This window comes from Microbacterium sp. AR7-10, assembly GCF_001878835.1.
Classification (GTDB): Bacteria; Actinomycetota; Actinomycetes; order Actinomycetales; family Microbacteriaceae; genus Microbacterium; species Microbacterium commune.
In genome coordinates this window covers 19,038-35,864 of the sequence record NZ_MJIR01000033.1, presented here as the reverse complement: position 1 = coordinate 35,864, position 16,827 = coordinate 19,038, and the positions used below count along the sequence as shown (strand labels likewise).

17 protein-coding genes are annotated in these 16,827 nt (G+C 68.6%); 13 read left to right on the top strand and 4 right to left on the bottom strand.

Annotated features, from left to right (window positions below; genetic code table 11):
• The first annotated feature begins 61 nt into the window (after positions 1 to 61).
• From rpsF to rplI, 4 genes are all read left to right on the top strand, one after another.
• A complete protein-coding gene (rpsF, locus tag BFN01_RS02615) occupies positions 62 to 454 on the top strand; it encodes a 30S ribosomal protein S6 (protein ID WP_071641240.1) in 393 nt (130 codons plus the stop codon).
• Between the two features lie 5 nt (positions 455 to 459).
• The gene (locus tag BFN01_RS02610; RefSeq protein WP_071641239.1) at positions 460 to 954 is read left to right on the top strand and encodes a single-stranded DNA-binding protein; all 495 of its coding nucleotides are present in this window, start codon (positions 460 to 462) and stop codon (positions 952 to 954) included.
• A 61-nt stretch (positions 955 to 1,015) separates the two neighbouring features.
• Positions 1,016 to 1,270, top strand: coding sequence for a 30S ribosomal protein S18 (gene rpsR, locus BFN01_RS02605; RefSeq protein WP_071641238.1), 255 nt, complete (start codon positions 1,016 to 1,018; stop codon positions 1,268 to 1,270).
• An 11-nt stretch (positions 1,271 to 1,281) separates the two neighbouring features.
• Positions 1,282 to 1,734 (top strand): 50S ribosomal protein L9, encoded by a 453-nt coding sequence (rplI, locus tag BFN01_RS02600; RefSeq protein WP_071641236.1) that lies wholly within the window; start codon positions 1,282 to 1,284, stop codon positions 1,732 to 1,734.
• Between the two features lie 251 nt (positions 1,735 to 1,985).
• On the opposite strand, the gene BFN01_RS02595 is transcribed toward rplI, so the two are convergent.
• Both BFN01_RS02595 and BFN01_RS02590 read right to left on the bottom strand, forming a co-directional pair.
• Positions 1,986 to 3,404: a chaplin family protein gene (locus BFN01_RS02595; protein WP_071641228.1), complete on the bottom strand. Its 1,419-nt coding sequence runs from the start codon at positions 3,402 to 3,404 to the stop codon at positions 1,986 to 1,988.
• An 84-nt stretch (positions 3,405 to 3,488) separates the two neighbouring features.
• Positions 3,489 to 4,505: a hypothetical protein gene (locus BFN01_RS02590; RefSeq protein ID WP_071641226.1), complete on the bottom strand. Its 1,017-nt coding sequence runs from the start codon at positions 4,503 to 4,505 to the stop codon at positions 3,489 to 3,491.
• 323 nt (positions 4,506 to 4,828) lie between these two features.
• On the opposite strand from BFN01_RS02590, the gene BFN01_RS02585 reads away from it, so the two are divergent.
• From BFN01_RS02585 to BFN01_RS02550, 8 genes are all read left to right on the top strand, one after another.
• The gene (locus BFN01_RS02585) at positions 4,829 to 5,650 is read left to right on the top strand and encodes a Gfo/Idh/MocA family protein (RefSeq protein ID WP_256221007.1); all 822 of its coding nucleotides are present in this window, start codon (positions 4,829 to 4,831) and stop codon (positions 5,648 to 5,650) included.
• 210 nt (positions 5,651 to 5,860) lie between these two features.
• Positions 5,861 to 7,156: an extracellular solute-binding protein gene (locus BFN01_RS02580; RefSeq protein WP_256221006.1), complete on the top strand. Its 1,296-nt coding sequence runs from the start codon at positions 5,861 to 5,863 to the stop codon at positions 7,154 to 7,156.
• A gap of 77 nt (positions 7,157 to 7,233) precedes the next feature.
• A complete protein-coding gene (locus BFN01_RS02575) occupies positions 7,234 to 8,256 on the top strand; it encodes a carbohydrate ABC transporter permease (protein WP_071641218.1) in 1,023 nt (340 codons plus the stop codon).
• Positions 8,253 to 9,173 carry a carbohydrate ABC transporter permease gene (locus tag BFN01_RS02570; protein ID WP_071641216.1) on the top strand — a complete coding sequence of 307 codons (921 nt, stop codon included), beginning with the start codon at positions 8,253 to 8,255 and terminating at the stop codon, positions 9,171 to 9,173. The genes BFN01_RS02575 and BFN01_RS02570 overlap by 4 nt, the downstream gene beginning before the upstream one ends.
• 1 nt (position 9,174) lies before the next feature.
• Positions 9,175 to 10,614 (top strand): GH1 family beta-glucosidase, encoded by a 1,440-nt coding sequence (locus BFN01_RS02565; protein ID WP_083428599.1) that lies wholly within the window; start codon positions 9,175 to 9,177, stop codon positions 10,612 to 10,614.
• Positions 10,615 to 10,711: 97 nt separating this feature from the next.
• Positions 10,712 to 11,740, top strand: a complete 1,029-nt coding sequence (locus BFN01_RS02560; protein ID WP_071641306.1) for a LacI family DNA-binding transcriptional regulator — start codon at positions 10,712 to 10,714, stop codon at positions 11,738 to 11,740.
• 391 nt (positions 11,741 to 12,131) lie between these two features.
• Positions 12,132 to 13,526, top strand: coding sequence for a replicative DNA helicase (gene dnaB / locus BFN01_RS02555; RefSeq protein WP_071641214.1), 1,395 nt, complete (start codon positions 12,132 to 12,134; stop codon positions 13,524 to 13,526).
• Positions 13,527 to 13,574: 48 nt separating this feature from the next.
• Entirely contained in the window at positions 13,575 to 14,222 is a 648-nt protein-coding gene (locus BFN01_RS02550) for an LON peptidase substrate-binding domain-containing protein (RefSeq protein ID WP_071641212.1), read from the top strand.
• Between the two features lie 9 nt (positions 14,223 to 14,231).
• Here the strand turns inward: BFN01_RS02550 and BFN01_RS02545 are convergent, their stop codons facing one another.
• Positions 14,232 to 14,729 carry a DUF427 domain-containing protein gene (locus BFN01_RS02545; protein ID WP_071641210.1) on the bottom strand — a complete coding sequence of 166 codons (498 nt, stop codon included), beginning with the start codon at positions 14,727 to 14,729 and terminating at the stop codon, positions 14,232 to 14,234.
• 87 nt (positions 14,730 to 14,816) lie between these two features.
• Between BFN01_RS02545 and BFN01_RS02540 the strand changes: the two genes are divergently transcribed.
• Positions 14,817 to 15,578, top strand: a complete 762-nt coding sequence (locus BFN01_RS02540; protein WP_256221005.1) for a YqjF family protein — start codon at positions 14,817 to 14,819, stop codon at positions 15,576 to 15,578.
• 40 nt (positions 15,579 to 15,618) lie between these two features.
• Here BFN01_RS02540 and BFN01_RS02535 read toward each other — a convergent pair whose 3' ends face one another.
• The gene (locus BFN01_RS02535) at positions 15,619 to 16,806 is read right to left on the bottom strand and encodes an AI-2E family transporter (protein ID WP_071641205.1); all 1,188 of its coding nucleotides are present in this window, start codon (positions 16,804 to 16,806) and stop codon (positions 15,619 to 15,621) included.
• Positions 16,807 to 16,827 lie beyond the last annotated feature (21 nt).

The following is a 16,827-nucleotide window of genomic DNA, read 5'->3' as shown; positions in this document are numbered from 1 at the left end:
ACACACCCTCCTGCTTCCGGGAAAGTCCCGGGAGCCGTTCTAGTCCGAAGGAGGTGGGTAAGTGACGCACCAGTACGAGCTCATGGTCATTCTGACCCCCGAGCTGGACGAGCGCCAGGTTGCCCCCAACCTCGACAAGTTCCTGAAGGTCATCACCAACGATGGTGGCTCGATTGACAAGGTCGACATCTGGGGCAAGCGTCGTTTCGCCTACGAGATCAACAAGAAGAACGAGGGCATCTACGCCGTCGTCAACTTCACCGCCACCAGCGAGGCCACGGTCGAGCTCGACCGTCAGCTGAAGCTGAGCGAGCTCGTGTTCCGCACCAAGGTTCTGCGTGCCGAAGAGGCACAGGCCATGGTCGCCGCCGAGGCCAAGCGCGCCGCCGACAAGGCTGCTCGCAAGCCCAAGACGGCCGCGCGCCGGGCTGAGCCTGCCGAAGCCAAGGCCTGACGCTCATGGCCGGCGAAACCGTCATCACCGTGGTGGGCAACCTCACCGCAGACCCCGAGCTGCGTTACACGCAGAACGGACTGCCGGTGGCGAACTTCACCATCGCCTCGACCCCGCGCACGTTCGACCGTCAGGCCAACGAGTGGAAGGACGGCGAAGCTCTGTTCCTCCGCGCGTCGGTGTGGCGCGAGTTCGCCGAGCACGTGGCAGGTTCCCTGACGAAGGGCATGCGCGTCATCGCGCAGGGCCGTCTGCGTCAGCGCTCCTACCAGGACCGCGAAGGCAACCAGCGCACCTCGATCGAGCTGGAGGTTGACGAGATCGGTCCGTCGCTGCGATACGCGACGGCACAGGTCACGCGGGCCGCATCCAACGGTGGCGGTGGACAGTCGCGTCCGCAGCAGCAGCAGGTCTCGGACGAGCCGTGGTCGACCCCCGGTTCCTCGAGCGCTGACGCCTGGAGCACTCCGGGCAGCTTCGGCGACGACACCCCGTTCTGAATTCCGGGTCCCTGAGCCTGTCGAAGGGCTCGGGCATCCGATCATCTCTTAAGGAAGAAACATGGCTGGAAAGTCGAGCGGCGATCGCCGCAAGCCGCGGAAGGGTGGCAAGCCCACCGCTCCCGCGAAGTCCATCCGCGTTGGCGTCATCGACTACAAGGATGTCGCGACGCTTCGCAAGTTCATCTCGGAGCGCGGCAAGATCCGTGCCCGTCGTATCACCGGTGTCTCCGTGCAGGAGCAGCGTCTGATCGCCAAGGCGATCAAGAACGCTCGCGAGATGGCTCTCCTGCCCTACGCCGGCGCTGGCCGCTGAGGGGTACGGACATGGCAAAGCTGATTCTCACGAACGAGGTCGCCGGGCTGGGTAGCGCCGGAGACGTCATCGAGGTCAAGAACGGGTACGCCCGCAACTACCTCGTCCCCAAGGGCTACGCCGTGGCGTGGACCCGTGGTGGCCAGAAGCAGGTCGAATCGATCCAGGCAGCCCGCAAGGCCCGCCAGATCCACGACCTCGACGAGGCGACCGCACTCAAGAACAAGCTCGAGGGCACCAAGGTGCGTCTGGCCGTCAAGGCCGGCGCCGAGGGTCGCCTGTTCGGCTCGGTGAAGACGGCCGACGTGGCCGACGCCGTCGCCGCTGAGGGCCTCGGCTCGATCGACAAGCGCAAGGTGCACTTCACCTCGCCGATCAAGACGACGGGCGAGCACGAGGCGACGGTTCGTCTGCACGACGACGTCACCGCCGTGATCACCCTTCAGGTCACCGCCGCGAAGTAATCTCGCTGAACCAGCAGGCCCCCGCCATCTCCGGATGCCGGGGGCCTTCTGCATGCGCGCCCGATGAGTTCGCCCCTGTCGGGTGGTGCGAGGTCGAATACGTACGCTTCCGCGGGCGCTCGCGTGCGTTTTCGACCCCGCACCGTCGGAGCGTCGGAGCGTCGGAGCGTCGGATGCCGGTCGACGGATGCCGGTGGGCATGCCGGTGCGGCGGATGCGCTGTCATGTCGCATCCGCCGCACCGGCTGTTGTCAGGCCGCTGCGCGGGCGCGTCGGACCAGCGCGCCACCGATGAACAGCATCAGACCGGCCAGCAGGGCAAGGGCCGGGGCCATCTCACCACCACCGGTCATGGCCAGCGCCCGGGTGCCGCTCGCGGCGGGGATCACGGACGCAGCGCGCGGCGACGTCACGAGGGCCGCGGGGACGATGCCGGCATCCGTCGCCTGGTCGGCGCCGGGCTCGCTTCCCTGGTCGGTGCCGGGGACGGTCCCCGGGTCAGTGCCCGTGTCGGTGCCGGGATCGGTGCCCGGCTCGGTCCCCGGATCGGTTCCCGGGTCAGTCCCGGGATCAGTACCGGGGTCGGTACCGGCATCGGTGTCGCCGGGAGTGGTTCCCGGGACCTCCACCGTGCTGTCGCCGATCAGAGAGATGCCGTTGCCGCCGATCGTGATGGGCGCGGTGATCGGAAGCAGCACCTGCGTGCCGCCGAGGATCCCACCGCTTCCATCTGTGGTGGGGTCGGCTGCGGGCGCACCGGTCGTCGGAATGCTGTCCGATCCCTGGGCTGCCGTGGTGTCGCCGAGGACGGAGATGCCGTTGCCGGTCACCGTGATGGGTGCGGTGATGGGTGCGAGCACCTGCGTGCCGCCGAGGATCCCGTCGGCTCCGCTCGTGGTGGCGTCGGTCGCGGGTGCCTCGGTGGGTGCCGATGTGCCCGTGGTTCCGTCTGCAGCCGTGGCGTCGCCGATCAGGGAGATGCCGTTGCCGCCGATCGTGATGGGTGCGGTGATGGGTGCGACCACCTGCGTGCCGCTGACGATCCCGTCGTCTCCGCTCGTGGTGGCGTCGGTCACCGGCGCCGAAGCGGGCTCCGAGGCGGTGTCCGATCCCTGGGCGCCGGTGGCGTCCCCGAGCACGGAGATGCCGTTGCCGGTCACCGTGATGGGTGCCGTCACCGAGACGAGGCCCTGCGTGCCCGACAGGATCCCGTCCGACCCCGACGTGCTGACCGCCGCAGGTGCAGGTGCAGGTGCGCCTGCGGGCGTTGCGGCATCCGACTGAGCGGAGGACGAGCCCAGGAAGCTCACGGCGTTCCCCGACACGGTCACCGGTGCGGCCACGTCGATGAGCGCCTGAGTGCCCGAGACCACGCCGTTGTCGCCGCTGGTCTCAGCGGGAGCAGCGGGAGCCGCGGGAGCCGCAGCGGGAGCCGGTGCCTGAGCCGCGGGCGCGGCTTCCGGCATCGAGCCGGCGGCCGCGTCGCCGAGCAGCGATACGGCGTTCCCGACCACGTCGACCGGCGCGGTGACCGGTGCGAGGATCTGCGTCCCCGAGAGAAGACCGTCCTCCCCATTCGTTTCGGCCGCGTTCGCGGCCGTGGCGCCGAGCAGCGAGACGCCGCCGGCGATGAGCGCGCCCCACAAGGCGTGCTTGACGATAGTGCGCATGAGAATTACTCCTGATCTGTGCGAGAGGAAGATCACACGGTCGTGTGATCCGGGCGTGCCGATGCAGAATCGGCTGCCCTCTCGTCAGTCAGGAGAGACGTCGGTGCTGCCCGCCGGAGAATCCGGCAGAGCAGCATCCACGGGGATGCCCGTCCGGGAAGACGCCCCGAGATCGAGACGTGCGGAGGGAGGGCGGTCGGAACTCGTACCGGGCGCAGGCCCGCTGCCGCCGGCGGCGCAGGTCGGAGCGGCGACGCCGGGAGAGCTCGAGGGCGCACCGGGCTGCTCTCCCGACGGAACGGTCGGCTGAGCGTGGGAATCACGAGGGAGTATCGCACCGGCATCCCGCATCACGGCGGGCAGGGCGGATGCCGACGGCTGCGCCACAGGCGTCACGGCGACGACCGACGCAGGCTCGACAGCCCACCCCGACCCGCTGTCCGCGCCGGGATCCGCCGGGGAGCCGTCGGCATCGAGCGGGACCTCGAGGTCGGGAACCACGGCATCGTCGGTGCTCGGGATGCCCGGCTGAAGCCCGCCGACGACGGGGTCGACCGTGGTGCCGATCACAGGCGGAACGATCTCGAGAACGCTGTCGACGCCCGTCGCCACCTCGTCCACGAGGTCGGTCGCGCCGAGTCCGTCGACGACCGAACCCACCACGGGGACGCTGCGGACAGCATCCGTCACCGGGGTGACGATCGCACTGACCGGAGCGGACGCCGCGACGTCCTCGACGGTCTTCGTCACGGTCGACACGGTGTCGCCGGTCTGCGCGATCACCTGCGCCGCGGGCGCGCCGACGACCGGAACCGAGGCCACGGTCGTCGTCGTCTTCTCCACGACCTGCTGGACGGTCGAAGTGACCGGAGCGGCCACCTGCTCGACGGTCGAGGTCGCCGCCTTCGCGACCGGGGCGACCACACCGCCCAGCGTGTCGCCCACCAGCGACGTGAGTCCTGACAGGGGCGCCGGGGTCTCGTCATCCGCTCGAGCCTCGCTGCCGGAGAGCACCGCGCTGAGAAGCGCCCACGCGAGCACGAAGAACGCGCCCCAGAGGTACACCGCAGTTCTGCGGACCCCTGTCGTCTCGACGTTCATGCTCAGCCCCCGTGCAATCCGAGAATTCTCCGATCGTGCCCAGGACGATACCCGACCACCTCGAAACCGTCCACCCCTCGAGTCGGCCGGGAAGCCCGCTCGTCGTCGTGCACTAGGTTCGGGACTCATGACCGCGCCGCTGCTCACCATGCCCACTCCGCGAACGGCACCGCTTCGGGGCGGACCGGTTCTGAACTGGGGTGTCATCGCGCCCGGCGGCATCGCCACCGACTTCGTGCATGCCCTGCACACGCACACCGACCAGCGGGTGATCGCCGTCGCCTCACGATCGGTCGATCGCGCGGCGGCACAGCATCGCCCGCGTGCACGAGGACTACGCCGCGCTGTACGACGACGAGCAGGTGCAGATCGTCTACATCGCGGCGCCGCACAGTGAGCACCGTCGCCTCGCGCTCGATGCGATCGCCGCCGGCAGGCACGTGCTCATCGAGAAGCCGATCGCCGTCTCCGCCGACGAGGCGCGCGACATCGCCGCCGCTGCCCGCGCGGCCGGTGTCTTCGCGATGGAGGCGATGTGGACCCGCTTCCTTCCGCAGACGGATGTCATGCTGCACCTGCACGAGGACGGCGTCATCGGCGATCCGCGACTGGTCATCGCCGATCTCGGGTTCGCCGCCGACCCGCGTGCCGGCGGACGTCTCTTCGATCCGGCGCTGGGCGGGGGCGCACTGCTCGACCTCGGCGTCTACCCCGTCTGGCTCAGCCACCTGTGGCTGGGGGCGCCCACCGCGGTCACGGCCCGCGGCACCCTCACCGCCTCGGGCGTCGATCAGCAGAGCGCGCTCGTTCTCGACTACGCGTCGGGCGCTCAGGCGCTGCTGAGCACGAGCATCCGGGTGACGTCGCCCGGCTCGGCATCCGTCTCGGGATCGCACGGCGGACTGCAGGTCGATCCGTCGTTCGTCTTCCCCGGGGGATTCTCGGCAGAGCACGGCGACGCACGCGGCCGCTTCGTCGACGTCTCCGGTCTGACCCACCGCGACGGGATGGCCTGGCAGGCCGCGGCCGTCGCGCAGCACATCGATGACGGGCTTCGCGAGTCTCCGCTGCACCCGCTGCGGACCTCGATCGACGTGCTGGCGACCATCGACGAGGCGCGTCGCCGGCTGGCGATCACAGCCTGACGAGGCCTGCGAGGTCTCCCGCGCGCACACCGGCTAGGCCCGGGCGTTCCGGCGTGCGGTTGCGGGTCTTCCGTGGGAGCGCGCCCATGAACCTCTTGACAGGTCGCAAAAACCCGGCGTATCGTGAACGCAGAAGCCGCTGGGAGCGCTCCCACGTAAATCATGGGAGCGCTTGCATGCTTCGCCCGAAGCGCACACAAGGGAGTGACCGTGAAATCAGCACGAAGCAAGATCGCCGCGTCCGTCGCCGGCGTCGCCGCCGTGGCCCTCATCGCCACCGGATGCTCGACGGGGGGTGGCGCCGAAGCGAGTGACGACCAGATCACCCTGTCGATCACGACCTTCGGCACCATGGGCGTCGACGCGAAGTACGCCGAGTACATGAAGCAGAATCCGAACATCAAGATCGAGGCGACCAACCTCGAGGGGGGCGGCGCAGCCCGCGACGACGCCTACGCGAAGATCGCCGCAGGCACCGGGCTCAGCGACATCGTCGCGATCGAGGAGGGCTGGCTCGGCACGATCGCCGAGGTGTCCGACGCGTTCGTCGACCTGCGCGACTACGGCATCGAAGACGTCAAGGACTCCTGGCTCGACTGGAAGTACGAGCAGGGCACCACGGCCGACGGTCAGGTCATCGGCGCCGGCCTCGACATCGGGCCGCAGGGCCTGTGCTACCGCGGCGATCTGTTCGAGGCCGCCGGCCTGCCCAGCGAACGGGAAGAGGTGGCCGCCTACTTCGGTGGTGAGGACGCCACGTGGGATCGCTTCTTCGAGGTCGGCGAGGAGTATGTCGACAAGACAGGCAAGGCTTTCTACCACAGCCCGCGGTTCTTCTGGAACTCGTTCGTCAACCAGCAGGAAGAGGGCTACTACAAGAAGGACGGCGAGACGCTCAACATCGAGGACAACGATGTGCTGAAGGAGCATTTCGCCAAGATCGTCGAGGCTGAGAAGGCCGGGCTCGGCGCAGGCCTTCCCGGCTGGGAGGTCGGGCCCGAGGCCAAGGCCGGCGACTTCGCGGTCTACATGTGCCCGAGCTGGATGCTCGGCATCGTGCAGGGCTACTACGACGAGGGCACCACCGACAGCGGCTGGGACTTCGCGAACGTGCTTCCCGGCGGCGCCGCCAACTGGGGCGGTGCGTTCCTCGGCGTCGCATCCTCGTCGGAGCACAAGGAGGAGGCCGCCAAGCTCGCGCTCTGGCTCGCATCGCCCGAGCAGCAGGCATCGGCCTTCGAGAAGGCGGGGCCGTACCCGAGCACGACCGAGGGTCAGAAGCTCGTCGCCGACACCACCAGCCCCTTCTTCAACGACGCGCCGATCGGCCAGATCTTCGCCGAGCGCTCGAAGGGTGTCGTCGCTCAGGTCAAGGGACCGGAGGACTCCAACATCCAGGACAACGTCTTCGGGCCGATCTTCGACCGCGTCAGCCAGGGCGAGGTCACCGATCCCGACAAGGCCTGGGACGCCGCCATGGAACTGCTCGACCAGATCCCCAGCTGACCGCCCGGGCGGCTCGACGCACGTCGCCGAGCCGCCCGAGCATCCACCCCGCACTCGATCCCGCGATTGGTTCAACGATGAGCAGCACAACCGGCAGAGCCGCCCGCACGGAACTCACGTTCCGTCAGAAGGTCAGTCGTCTCGACCACACCTTCTCCCCGTACCTGTACATCGCGCCGTTCTTCATCCTGTTCGCGCTGATCGGCGTCTTCCCCATCGTCTACACGTTCAACGTGTCGCTCTACGACTGGCATCTGCTGAAGGGCCAGGGCGACTTCGTGGGGCTGCAGAACTACGTCGACGTCCTCAACGACCCGTTCTTCTGGAACGCGTTCGGCAACACGTTCAGCATCTTCCTGCTCTCGGCCATACCGCAGCTCGTCATCGCCACGGTCGTCGCTGCGCTGCTGAACCAGGCGATCCGCGGTCGCACGTTCTGGCGGATGAGCATCCTGCTGCCCTACATCGTCGCACCGGTCGCGGTGACGGTGATCTTCCTGCAGGTCTTCAACCAGTACCACGGGCCTGTCGCCGGTCTGCTCGAGCTGCTCGGTCTCGATCCGATCCGCTGGTCGTTCGACGTCTTCCCGTCGCACGTCGCGATCGCCACCATGGTGAACTGGCGCTGGACCGGATACAACGCCCTGCTCCTGCTCGCGGCCATGCAGGCCGTGCCGCGCGACATGTACGAGTCGGCCACCATCGACGGAGCCAGCAGGCTGCGTCAGTTCTGGTCGATCACCCTCCCGCTGATCCGTCCGACGCTGATCTTCGTCGTCATCACGGCGACCATCGGCGGGCTGCAGATCTTCACCGAGCCGAAGCTCTTCGACGGCCGCACCTACGGCGGCAGCGACCGGCAGTTCCAGACGATCGTGCTCTACCTGTACCAGCTCGGCTTCCCCATGCGCGACTTCGGCCGCGCGTCCGCGACGGCGTGGATCCTGTTCCTCGTCATCATGCTCGTCGGGCTGCTCAGCTTCATGATCACCCGAGCGATCCGCACCGCCGACGAGAAGACCTCCACGGTGCGCAAGACGCGAGTCCCGTCCCGAAAGCAGACGCCGGTTCCGGCTCACACCCAGCAGGGAGCATCATGACCGCCCTCCTCACCCCCGCACCGGCGCCGGAGACGGATGCCAGGGCAGAGCGCCGCACGACGGCATCCGAGCGCCGCGCTCGCCGCGTGCGCGCCTACGAGCGCCCAGGGATGCTCACGTACGCCCTGCTCATCGCGTACTTCGCCGGCTCGGCGTTCCCGCTGTGGTGGTCGTTCGTCATCTCGTCCCGTCAGTCGTCCGACACCAACCTCGTACCGCCGGCGGTCCTGCCGGGGCCGAACTTCCTGTCCCACGCCGCCGAGGTGTTCGAGACGGTTCCGTTCCTGCTGTCGCTGATCAACAGCGCGGTGATCTCGGCCGCGATCACCCTGTCGGTGGTGTTCTTCTCGACCCTCGCCGGGTACGCCTTCGCGAAGCTGCGCTTCCGCGGCCGCAGCGGACTGCTCGTCGCAGTGATCGCCACCATGGCGATACCCACCCAGCTGGGCATCATCCCGCTGTTCATGCTGATGGCGGAGTGGCGCTGGGTGGGCTCGCTGCAGGCGGTCATCGTTCCCGGCATGGTCACCGCCTTCGGGGTGTTCTTCATGCGGCAGTACCTCGTCGACGTGATCCCGGACGAGCTGATCGAAGCCGCGCGGATGGACGGTGCGAGCATGTGGGGCACCTTCTGGCACGTGGCGCTGCCCGCGGCGCGTCCCGCCATGGCGGTGCTCGGTCTGTTCAGCTTCATGGCCGCGTGGACGGACTACCTGTGGCCGCTGCTCGCCCTCACACCGCGAAATCCCACGGTGCAGACCGCGCTGGCGGCGCTGAGCGCAGCCGGGGGACAGAACCCGGACAACGCCCTCGTGCTCGCCGGGGCCGTGCTCTCGGTGATCCCCCTCCTCATCCTCTTCTTCGTCGCGGGCCGCCAGCTCGTGACCGGAATCATGCAAGGCGCAGTGAAAGGCTGACATGACCATCGAGATGCAGGCGCACACCAGAGACAGCCCCGATTACCGGGATGTCGGGCTGGAGTTCCCCGCCGGGTTCCTGATCGGTGCGGCCACCGCCGCGTACCAGATCGAGGGCGCGGCCACCGCAGACGGGCGAGGCCCGTCGATCTGGGACACCTTCAGCGCGACACCGGGCAGGGTCGTCGACGGCGACACGGGAGATGTGGCCGTCGACCACTACAACCGGCTCGACGCCGATCTCGATCTCATGGCCGACCTGGGGATCGAGGCGTATCGGTTCTCGATCTCCTGGCCGCGCATCCAGCCGACGGGGTCCGGTCCGGTGAACGAGGCGGGCCTGGCGTTCTATGAACGTCTCGTCGACGGTCTGATCGCCCGCGGCATCCGTCCGATCGCCACTCTCTATCACTGGGATCTGCCGCAGGCGCTCGAGGATGCCGGTGGATGGACCAACCGCGAGACCGCCTACCGGTTCGCCGAGTACACCCGTCACGTCGCGGAGGCGCTCGGTGAGCGCGTGCATGTCTGGACGACCTTGAATGAGCCGTGGTGCAGTGCGTTCCTCGGCTACGGGTCGGGCGCGCACGCTCCCGGCCGCACCGACGGCGTCGCCGCACTGCGGGCCGTGCACCACCTGAACCTCGCCCACGGCCTCGCCGTTCAGGTGCTGCGAGAGGTGGTGCCGCACGCGCGGGTGTCGGTGACGCTCAACTTCCACGTGATCCGCGGAGCAGACGGCCCGGACTCCGAGGCCGTGCGCCGTATCGACGCCCTCGCCAACCGGTCGTTCACGCATCCCATGCTCGTCGGCGGCTATCCCGACGATCTCATCGACGACACCGCGGCGGTCACCGACTGGCTGTTCGTGCGGCCCGGCGACACCGAGATCATCCGGCAGCCGATCGACTTCCTCGGCGTGAACTACTACTCCACGACGCGTGTGCGGATGTGGGACGGCATCGCCCCGCGGCAGCGAGCGGACGGGCACAAGGACGTCGGCGGCTCGGCCTGGCCGGGCAGCGACGACGTGGAGTTCCTCACGCAGGACGGCCCGTACACGGCGATGGGATGGAACATCGCTCCCGACGGACTCGAGGAGCTGCTGCTGAGGCTCAGCCGCGAGCATCCGGGACTCCCGCTCGTCATCACAGAGAACGGTGCGGCTTTCGACGACGAGCTCAGCGGCGATCGCGTGCACGACGACGCCAGGCTCGACTACCTGCGCCGTCATTTCACGGCGGCTCATCGTGCTCTGCAGCAGGGCGTCGACCTGCGCGGGTACATGGTCTGGTCGCTGTTCGACAACTTCGAGTGGGGCTACGGCTACAGCAAGCGCTTCGGCATCGTGCACGTCGACTACGAGACGCAGGAGCGCACCGTGAAGGACAGCGGTCTGTGGCTGGCGCGGCTCATCGAGGAGCGCCGGATCCCGGAGTGAGACGCCGCGCCGGCGTGGCGTACGGTGAAGACATCCATCCTCGACAGCGAGGTGCTCACGATCGCGCCGGATGCGCAGCAGGAGACGAAGAGTGACGATGAACGCGTCTCGCAGCGCGCAGCCCTGGGTGCCGACCCTCGAGGAGGTCGCGGCACTAGCCGGAGTGTCGAGTTCGACCGCATCGCGGGTCATCAACGGATCGCCCCGGGTCACCGAGAGCACCGTCGCGCGCGTGAACGCGGCGATCGCGAAGGTCGGATACGTGCCGAATCGCGCGGCGCGCAGCCTCGCGCGCCGCAGCACGCAGACCGTCGCGATGATGATCCCCGAGCGCACGGCGGAGTTCTTCGCCGACCCGTACTTCGCAGAGGTGATCCAGGGCGCCGCGATGTACGCGTCATCGACCGAGTACTCCCTCACCCTGCTGATCGAGTCGGAGAACGACCCGGAGAAGACGCACCAGCTTCTTCGGCGCGGCAACGTCGACGGTGCGCTGATCCTCTCGCACCACAGTGCCTCCTCGTCGTATCGCGAGCTGGCGCGCACGCTGCCCGTCGTCTTCGGGGTGCGCCCGCCGGGGGAGACGGGCGAGGAGATCCACGTCGTCGACGTCGACAACACCGCGGTCGGTGCACTCGCGACCCAGCACCTCATCGATCGCGGTCGGCGGCGGATCGCCACGATCAGCGGACCGCTCGACACGACGGCCGGGCAGGAGCGCCTGCAAGGGTGGCGCGACGCGGTCTCGGCGGCGGGTCTCGAGGAGATCGCCAGTGAAGAGGGCGATTACACCCCGAGTGGGGGAGCGGCGGCCGCGCGTCGGCTGCTCGACGCGGGGGTGCAGATGGACGCCCTGTTCGTCGCGTCGGCACAGATGGCTGCCGGCGCGCTGGGTGTGCTCAAGGAGCGCGGCATCCGGGTTCCGGACGACGTCGCCGTCGCCACCGTCGACAACAACGTCTTCTCGACGAGCGCGTCTCCGCAGCTCACGACGGTCGATCTGCACACCGCCGCGAAGGGTGCGGCGATGATGGCGACGGTCGTGCGGCTGATCCGCGGGGAGCAGCTGGATGCCGAAGCGGCGCTGCCGCTCGACCTCGTGGTCCGCGAGTCCACAGGCTGTTGACGGGCGCGGCGCGCCCGGGCGGGATCGAGCTTGACTTTCCCCAGGTTCTGCACATCAGGAGCGACGCGCCGGAACCTTCAATCTCACGTTGAAGCGGGATTTCCTCCACAGGCTGGGGAATAGAAGAAAACCTGATCAGCCTAGAGAAAAGTCCGAGATATCAAATCTCTCCACCGAGTTGTCCACACCCGTTCTGCACAGACACTCCAGAGTTCTTCGCACACTCTCCACAGAGTTATCCACAGCCCCGGTTGCATGGGGATAACCCGGCTTCTACCTTGGGGGAGACCGGATGTCGGTGGTGCATGTTCTTCTTGTGCCCGAGGCCGACTGCCCGCCGGTCGCAAGCGCCGGTGACGTGTGTCCAGTCGTGCCGGCCGGGAGGAGCACGGTGTCGATCGCAGATATCTCGAACGAGCGTCTGGGTGGCTCTCGCAGCCCCGAGCGCACCCCGCCGCATGATCTCCTGGCAGAGCAGAGCGCACTGGGCGGCATGCTGCTGTCGAAGGATGCCGTCGCCGATGTGATCGAGATGCTCAAGGGCGCCGACTTCTACGTGCCCAAGCACGAGCTCATCTTCGAGGCGATCCTTTCGCTGTACTCGCACGGCGAGCCCACCGACGTCGTCGCCGTCACCGACGAGCTGATCAAGACGGGCGAGCTGGGGCGCGCCGGCGGGGCCGACTACCTGCACACCCTCACCTCGATCGTGCCGACCGCGGCGAACGCCGGCTATTACGCGGGCATCGTCGCGGAGCGAGCCATCCTGCGGCGCCTGGTCGACGCGGGCACCCGCATCGTGCAGCTCGGCTACGCGGGCGAGGGCGACGCCGCCGACATCGTCAACAACGCCCAGGCCGAGATCTACTCGGTGACCGGCTCCGAGACGGCCGAGGACTACGTGCCGCTCACCGTCGCCGTCGACGCGGCCGTCGAGGAGATCGAGGCGGCCAACGGCCGTGACGGCACGATGACCGGCATCCCGACGGGGTTCCGCGAGCTGGACGAGCTGACCAACGGCCTGCACGGCGGACAGATGATCGTCGTCGCCGCGAGGCCCGCTATGGGTAAATCAACGCTCGCCCTGGATTTCGCCCGGGCTGCGGCCATCGGCCACAACGAGCCGTCGATCTTCTTCTCGCTCGAGATGGGCAAGAGCGAGATCGCGATGCGCCTGCTCAGCGCCGAGGGCGCCATCCCGCTGCAGAACATGCGCAAGGGAACCCTCGACCCGCGGGACTGGACGACCGTCGCGGCCACCCGCGGACGGATCAACGACGCCCCGCTGTACATCGACGACAGCCCGAACATGACCCTCGTCGAGATCCGTGCCAAGTGCCGTCGGCTCAAGCAGCGCGAAGGCCTGCGACTGGTGGTCATCGACTACCTCCAGCTGATGACGAGCGGCAAGCGCGTCGAGTCGCGTCAGCAGGAGGTCTCGGAGTTCTCGCGTGCGCTCAAGCTGCTCGCGAAAGAGCTGCAGGTGCCGGTGATCGCGCTGTCGCAGCTGAACCGTGGTGCCGAGCAGCGCTCCGACAAGAAGCCCGCGATCAGCGACCTGCGCGAGTCCGGCTCGATCGAGCAGGACGCCGACATGGTGATCCTGCTGCACCGCGAGGCCGCGTACGACAAGGACATCCGCCCCGGCGAGGCCGACTTGATCGTCGCCAAGCACCGCAACGGCCCCACCGCGACGATCACCGTCGCCTTCCAGGGGCACTACTCGCGGTTCAAGGACATGGCGCCGGGTGACTTCGGCGGTGGCGGGGGCGGCGACTTCAACTGAGCGTCGCAGCCGGGTGACGCAGCCCCGTCGGAGTGGTTTACTGGCGCGATGGCAGCCACGGCGATGTTTCCGCTCGAGACGGTGCTGTTCCCGTACACACCTCTCGCCCTGCGCGTCTTCGAAGAGCGGTATCTGAAGATGCTCGGTGCAGCTCTCGAATCCCACCAGCCCTCGTTCGGGGTGGTGCTCATCGAGCGCGGGTCAGAAGCCGGGGGAGGGGACACCCGGTTCCACACCGGCACGATGGCGCGGATCGTCGAGGTCGCGGCCACCGAGCGTGACATCGAGCTGCTCGTCGTGGGGGGAGAGCGCATCGAAGTGGGCGCGTGGTGGAACGACGAGGCGTACCCGACCGCCGAGGTGCACACGATCGCCGAACTGACCTGGGATCCGGCACTCGCCCCGCTGCGCGCCGAAGCCGAGAAGCATGTCCGTCGTGTGCTCACGCGCGCTGCGCTCAGCTCGGGCAGTCGATGGGATCCGAACATCGAGATCTCCGACGATCCGCTGGAGTCGTCATGGCAGCTCGCCGCGATCGCGCCGTTGGGGCCCATCGATCAGCTCGAGCTGCTGCGCTCGAGCTCCCTCGCCGGTCTGCTCGCCCGCCTCATCGATCTCACGCTCGAGGCCGAGCAGATCCTCACCGCCACGTTCGACGGCTGCCGCGACGACGGCGAATCCGGGCTCACCGCCTGACCCGCCGGGTCACCACCCCATCGACCCGGGTTCCCCCTTGAACGGACCGCGGATGCGGGAGGTGATCCAGCCGCCGTAGAACCGGCCCGGCTGCGGAGTGACCTGCTCGTCGCCGACGGTGCAGGCATCCATCTCGCCTGCGTAGACCGCGACCCGCCCGCGCAGCGACTCGAAGCCGCGCGCAGGCTGCGGGTACGTCCACGCGGCCCGGCTGACGATCCGTGATCCACCGTGCACGTCGAAGTACGCCGCCCCGCCCTTGAACTCGCAGAACGACGACCCCTCCGTCGGCACGAGCGCACCCTCGAGGAACGAATCGGCGGGCAGGTAGTAGACCGGCGGATGGCTGGTCTCGAGTACGCGGACCGCGTCGACGGTGTCGGCGATCAGCACACCGCCCAGGCGGATCGTGATCCGCAGCGACACCGGCTCGACGCGCGGTGGCCGCGGATAGTCCCACACCGACTCCTCGCCGGCGCGGACGGGTTCGGGCTCGGGCCTTCGCATACCGCGAGGATACCCGCGGCGAGGCGCCGTCGGACCCGCCGAGTGCGAGAATGGCAGCCCCCGCTCTCGACCGTGCGAATGGACGTCATGGACCTCTCTGCCACGCCCCCGCCGCTGCGCGGACGCACCGTCGCGGCTCAGGCATGGCGCGACGTCGCCTTCGTGCACTGGCGGGTCGACCCCGAGGTCGTGCGCCCGCTCATGCCCCGCGGCGTGCGACCGGATGTCTTCGACGGGTCGTCCTGGGTGGGACTGATCGCCTTCGAGCTCGGTGCCGCTCGCATCGGACCGCTGCCGCCGGCGCGGCGCTGGGGCACCTTCACCGAGATCAACGTGCGCCTGTACGGCATAGACGACGAGGGCCGTCACGGCGTGGTGTTCGCTTCCCTGGAGGCCGCCAGCCTGCCCGCCGTCATCGGCGCGCGTGCCCTGTTCTCCCTGCCGTACATGTTCGCGCATACCGACAAACGGCGTCTCGAGGGCTCCGGTCTCAGCCTGCGATACACATCGCAGCGCCACACCGCGCGCCTCGGCGGGCGCGGCCCGGGCTTCGACCTCACGGTCGACGTCGACACCTCCCGCACGGTGCGCGACGACCTGTCGACCTTCCTCACCGCTCGCTGGGGGCTGTTCCAGACCCGGTTCGGGCGCACGCTGTGGCTGCCGAACACGCACGAACCCTGGACGCTGCATCCCGCCCGCGTGCGCCATCTGGAAGACGAGCTGTGCGCGGCCGCCGGCCTTCCCGGCATCGTCGACGCCCCGCCCGAGTCCGTGCTGTTCAGCCCCGGAGTGGATGCCCGCTTCGCGGCGGGTTCGACGATCCGCGTCCCACCCGACCGGCGGTGACCCGCGCTCGCCGTCGGATCCGGGTGGCGCGGGATCGCCCTCAGGCGACCTCGACCGCGGTGCTCTGCGCGGCGCGGGGCTCTCGCGGCTTCCGCCGCGCCCACTTCGCGGGCAGGTTCTCACCGTCCCACACCTGGATGATGCCCCACACCGCGGCCGTCACCGGCACGGCGAGCACCGCGCCGATCAGTCCGCTGAGGGCGGTTCCCACCGCCAGGGCCACCAGGATGACGAACGCGTGCAGCTTCATCGTGCGTCCCATCAGCACCGGCTGCAGCAGGTTGCCCTCGAGCTGATTGACCAGCACGACGACGGCGACGACGAGCAGGGCACTCACCCAGCCGTTCGCGACGAGGGCGACGAGCGCCGCCAGCACGCCGGCGAGCGTCGCGCCGACGATCGGGATGAACGCGAGGAGGAAGACGAGGACGGCGAGTGGCACGGCGAGCGGCACCTGCAGGATGAGCAGGCCGATCAGGATGCCGACGGCGTCGACCAGGGCGACCGTCGCGGTACCCCGCACGTAGGAGCCGAGCACGCCCACGGTCTTGTGTCCGATCCGGCGCGCGCGGCGCTCGCCCTCGCCGTGGAACGGTCGCAGCAGGAACTCCCACATCTGCGGGCCGTCCTTGAGGAAGAAGAAGAGGATGGTGACGAGCAGCACGAAACCGGTGACGAAGCTCGCGACCGCGCTGACACCGGCGAGCGCGCCGGAGCCGAACTGCGCGCTCGTGACGAAGTCGGTGAGCGTCTTCGTCCACTCCTCGATCTGCTGCGGGGTGAACAGCTGGAACGGCAGCGTGTCCGTCCACTCGATCACATGGTCGATGCCCTGCTGCGCCTGCGAGTACAGGTCGTCCCACTGATCCCGCACGGCCCAGACGATCATCCAGCTCAGGCCCGTCAGCACCGCGACGATCGAGAAGAGCGTGATCATGGTCGCGGCGAGGTCGGGTACGCGGCGGCGGCGCAGCCAGTTCATCGCCGGGGCGAAGGCGCACGCGAGGATCAGCGCGATCGCCAGGGGGATGGTCACCAGCGTCAGGTACCGGATGACGAACACGATGCCTGCGGCGACGGCGACCACCAGCAGGATCTGGATCGAGCGGATGCCGAGGCGACCGAACCCGTCTGCCCACAGGCTCCAGGGGGGACGCGTCGCGCGGGGTTCGATCGTCGGCTGATCGAGCTGGACGTGCGCCGATCGCTCTCTGCGGAACAGGCTCATGCCATGAGCCTAAGGTCCCTG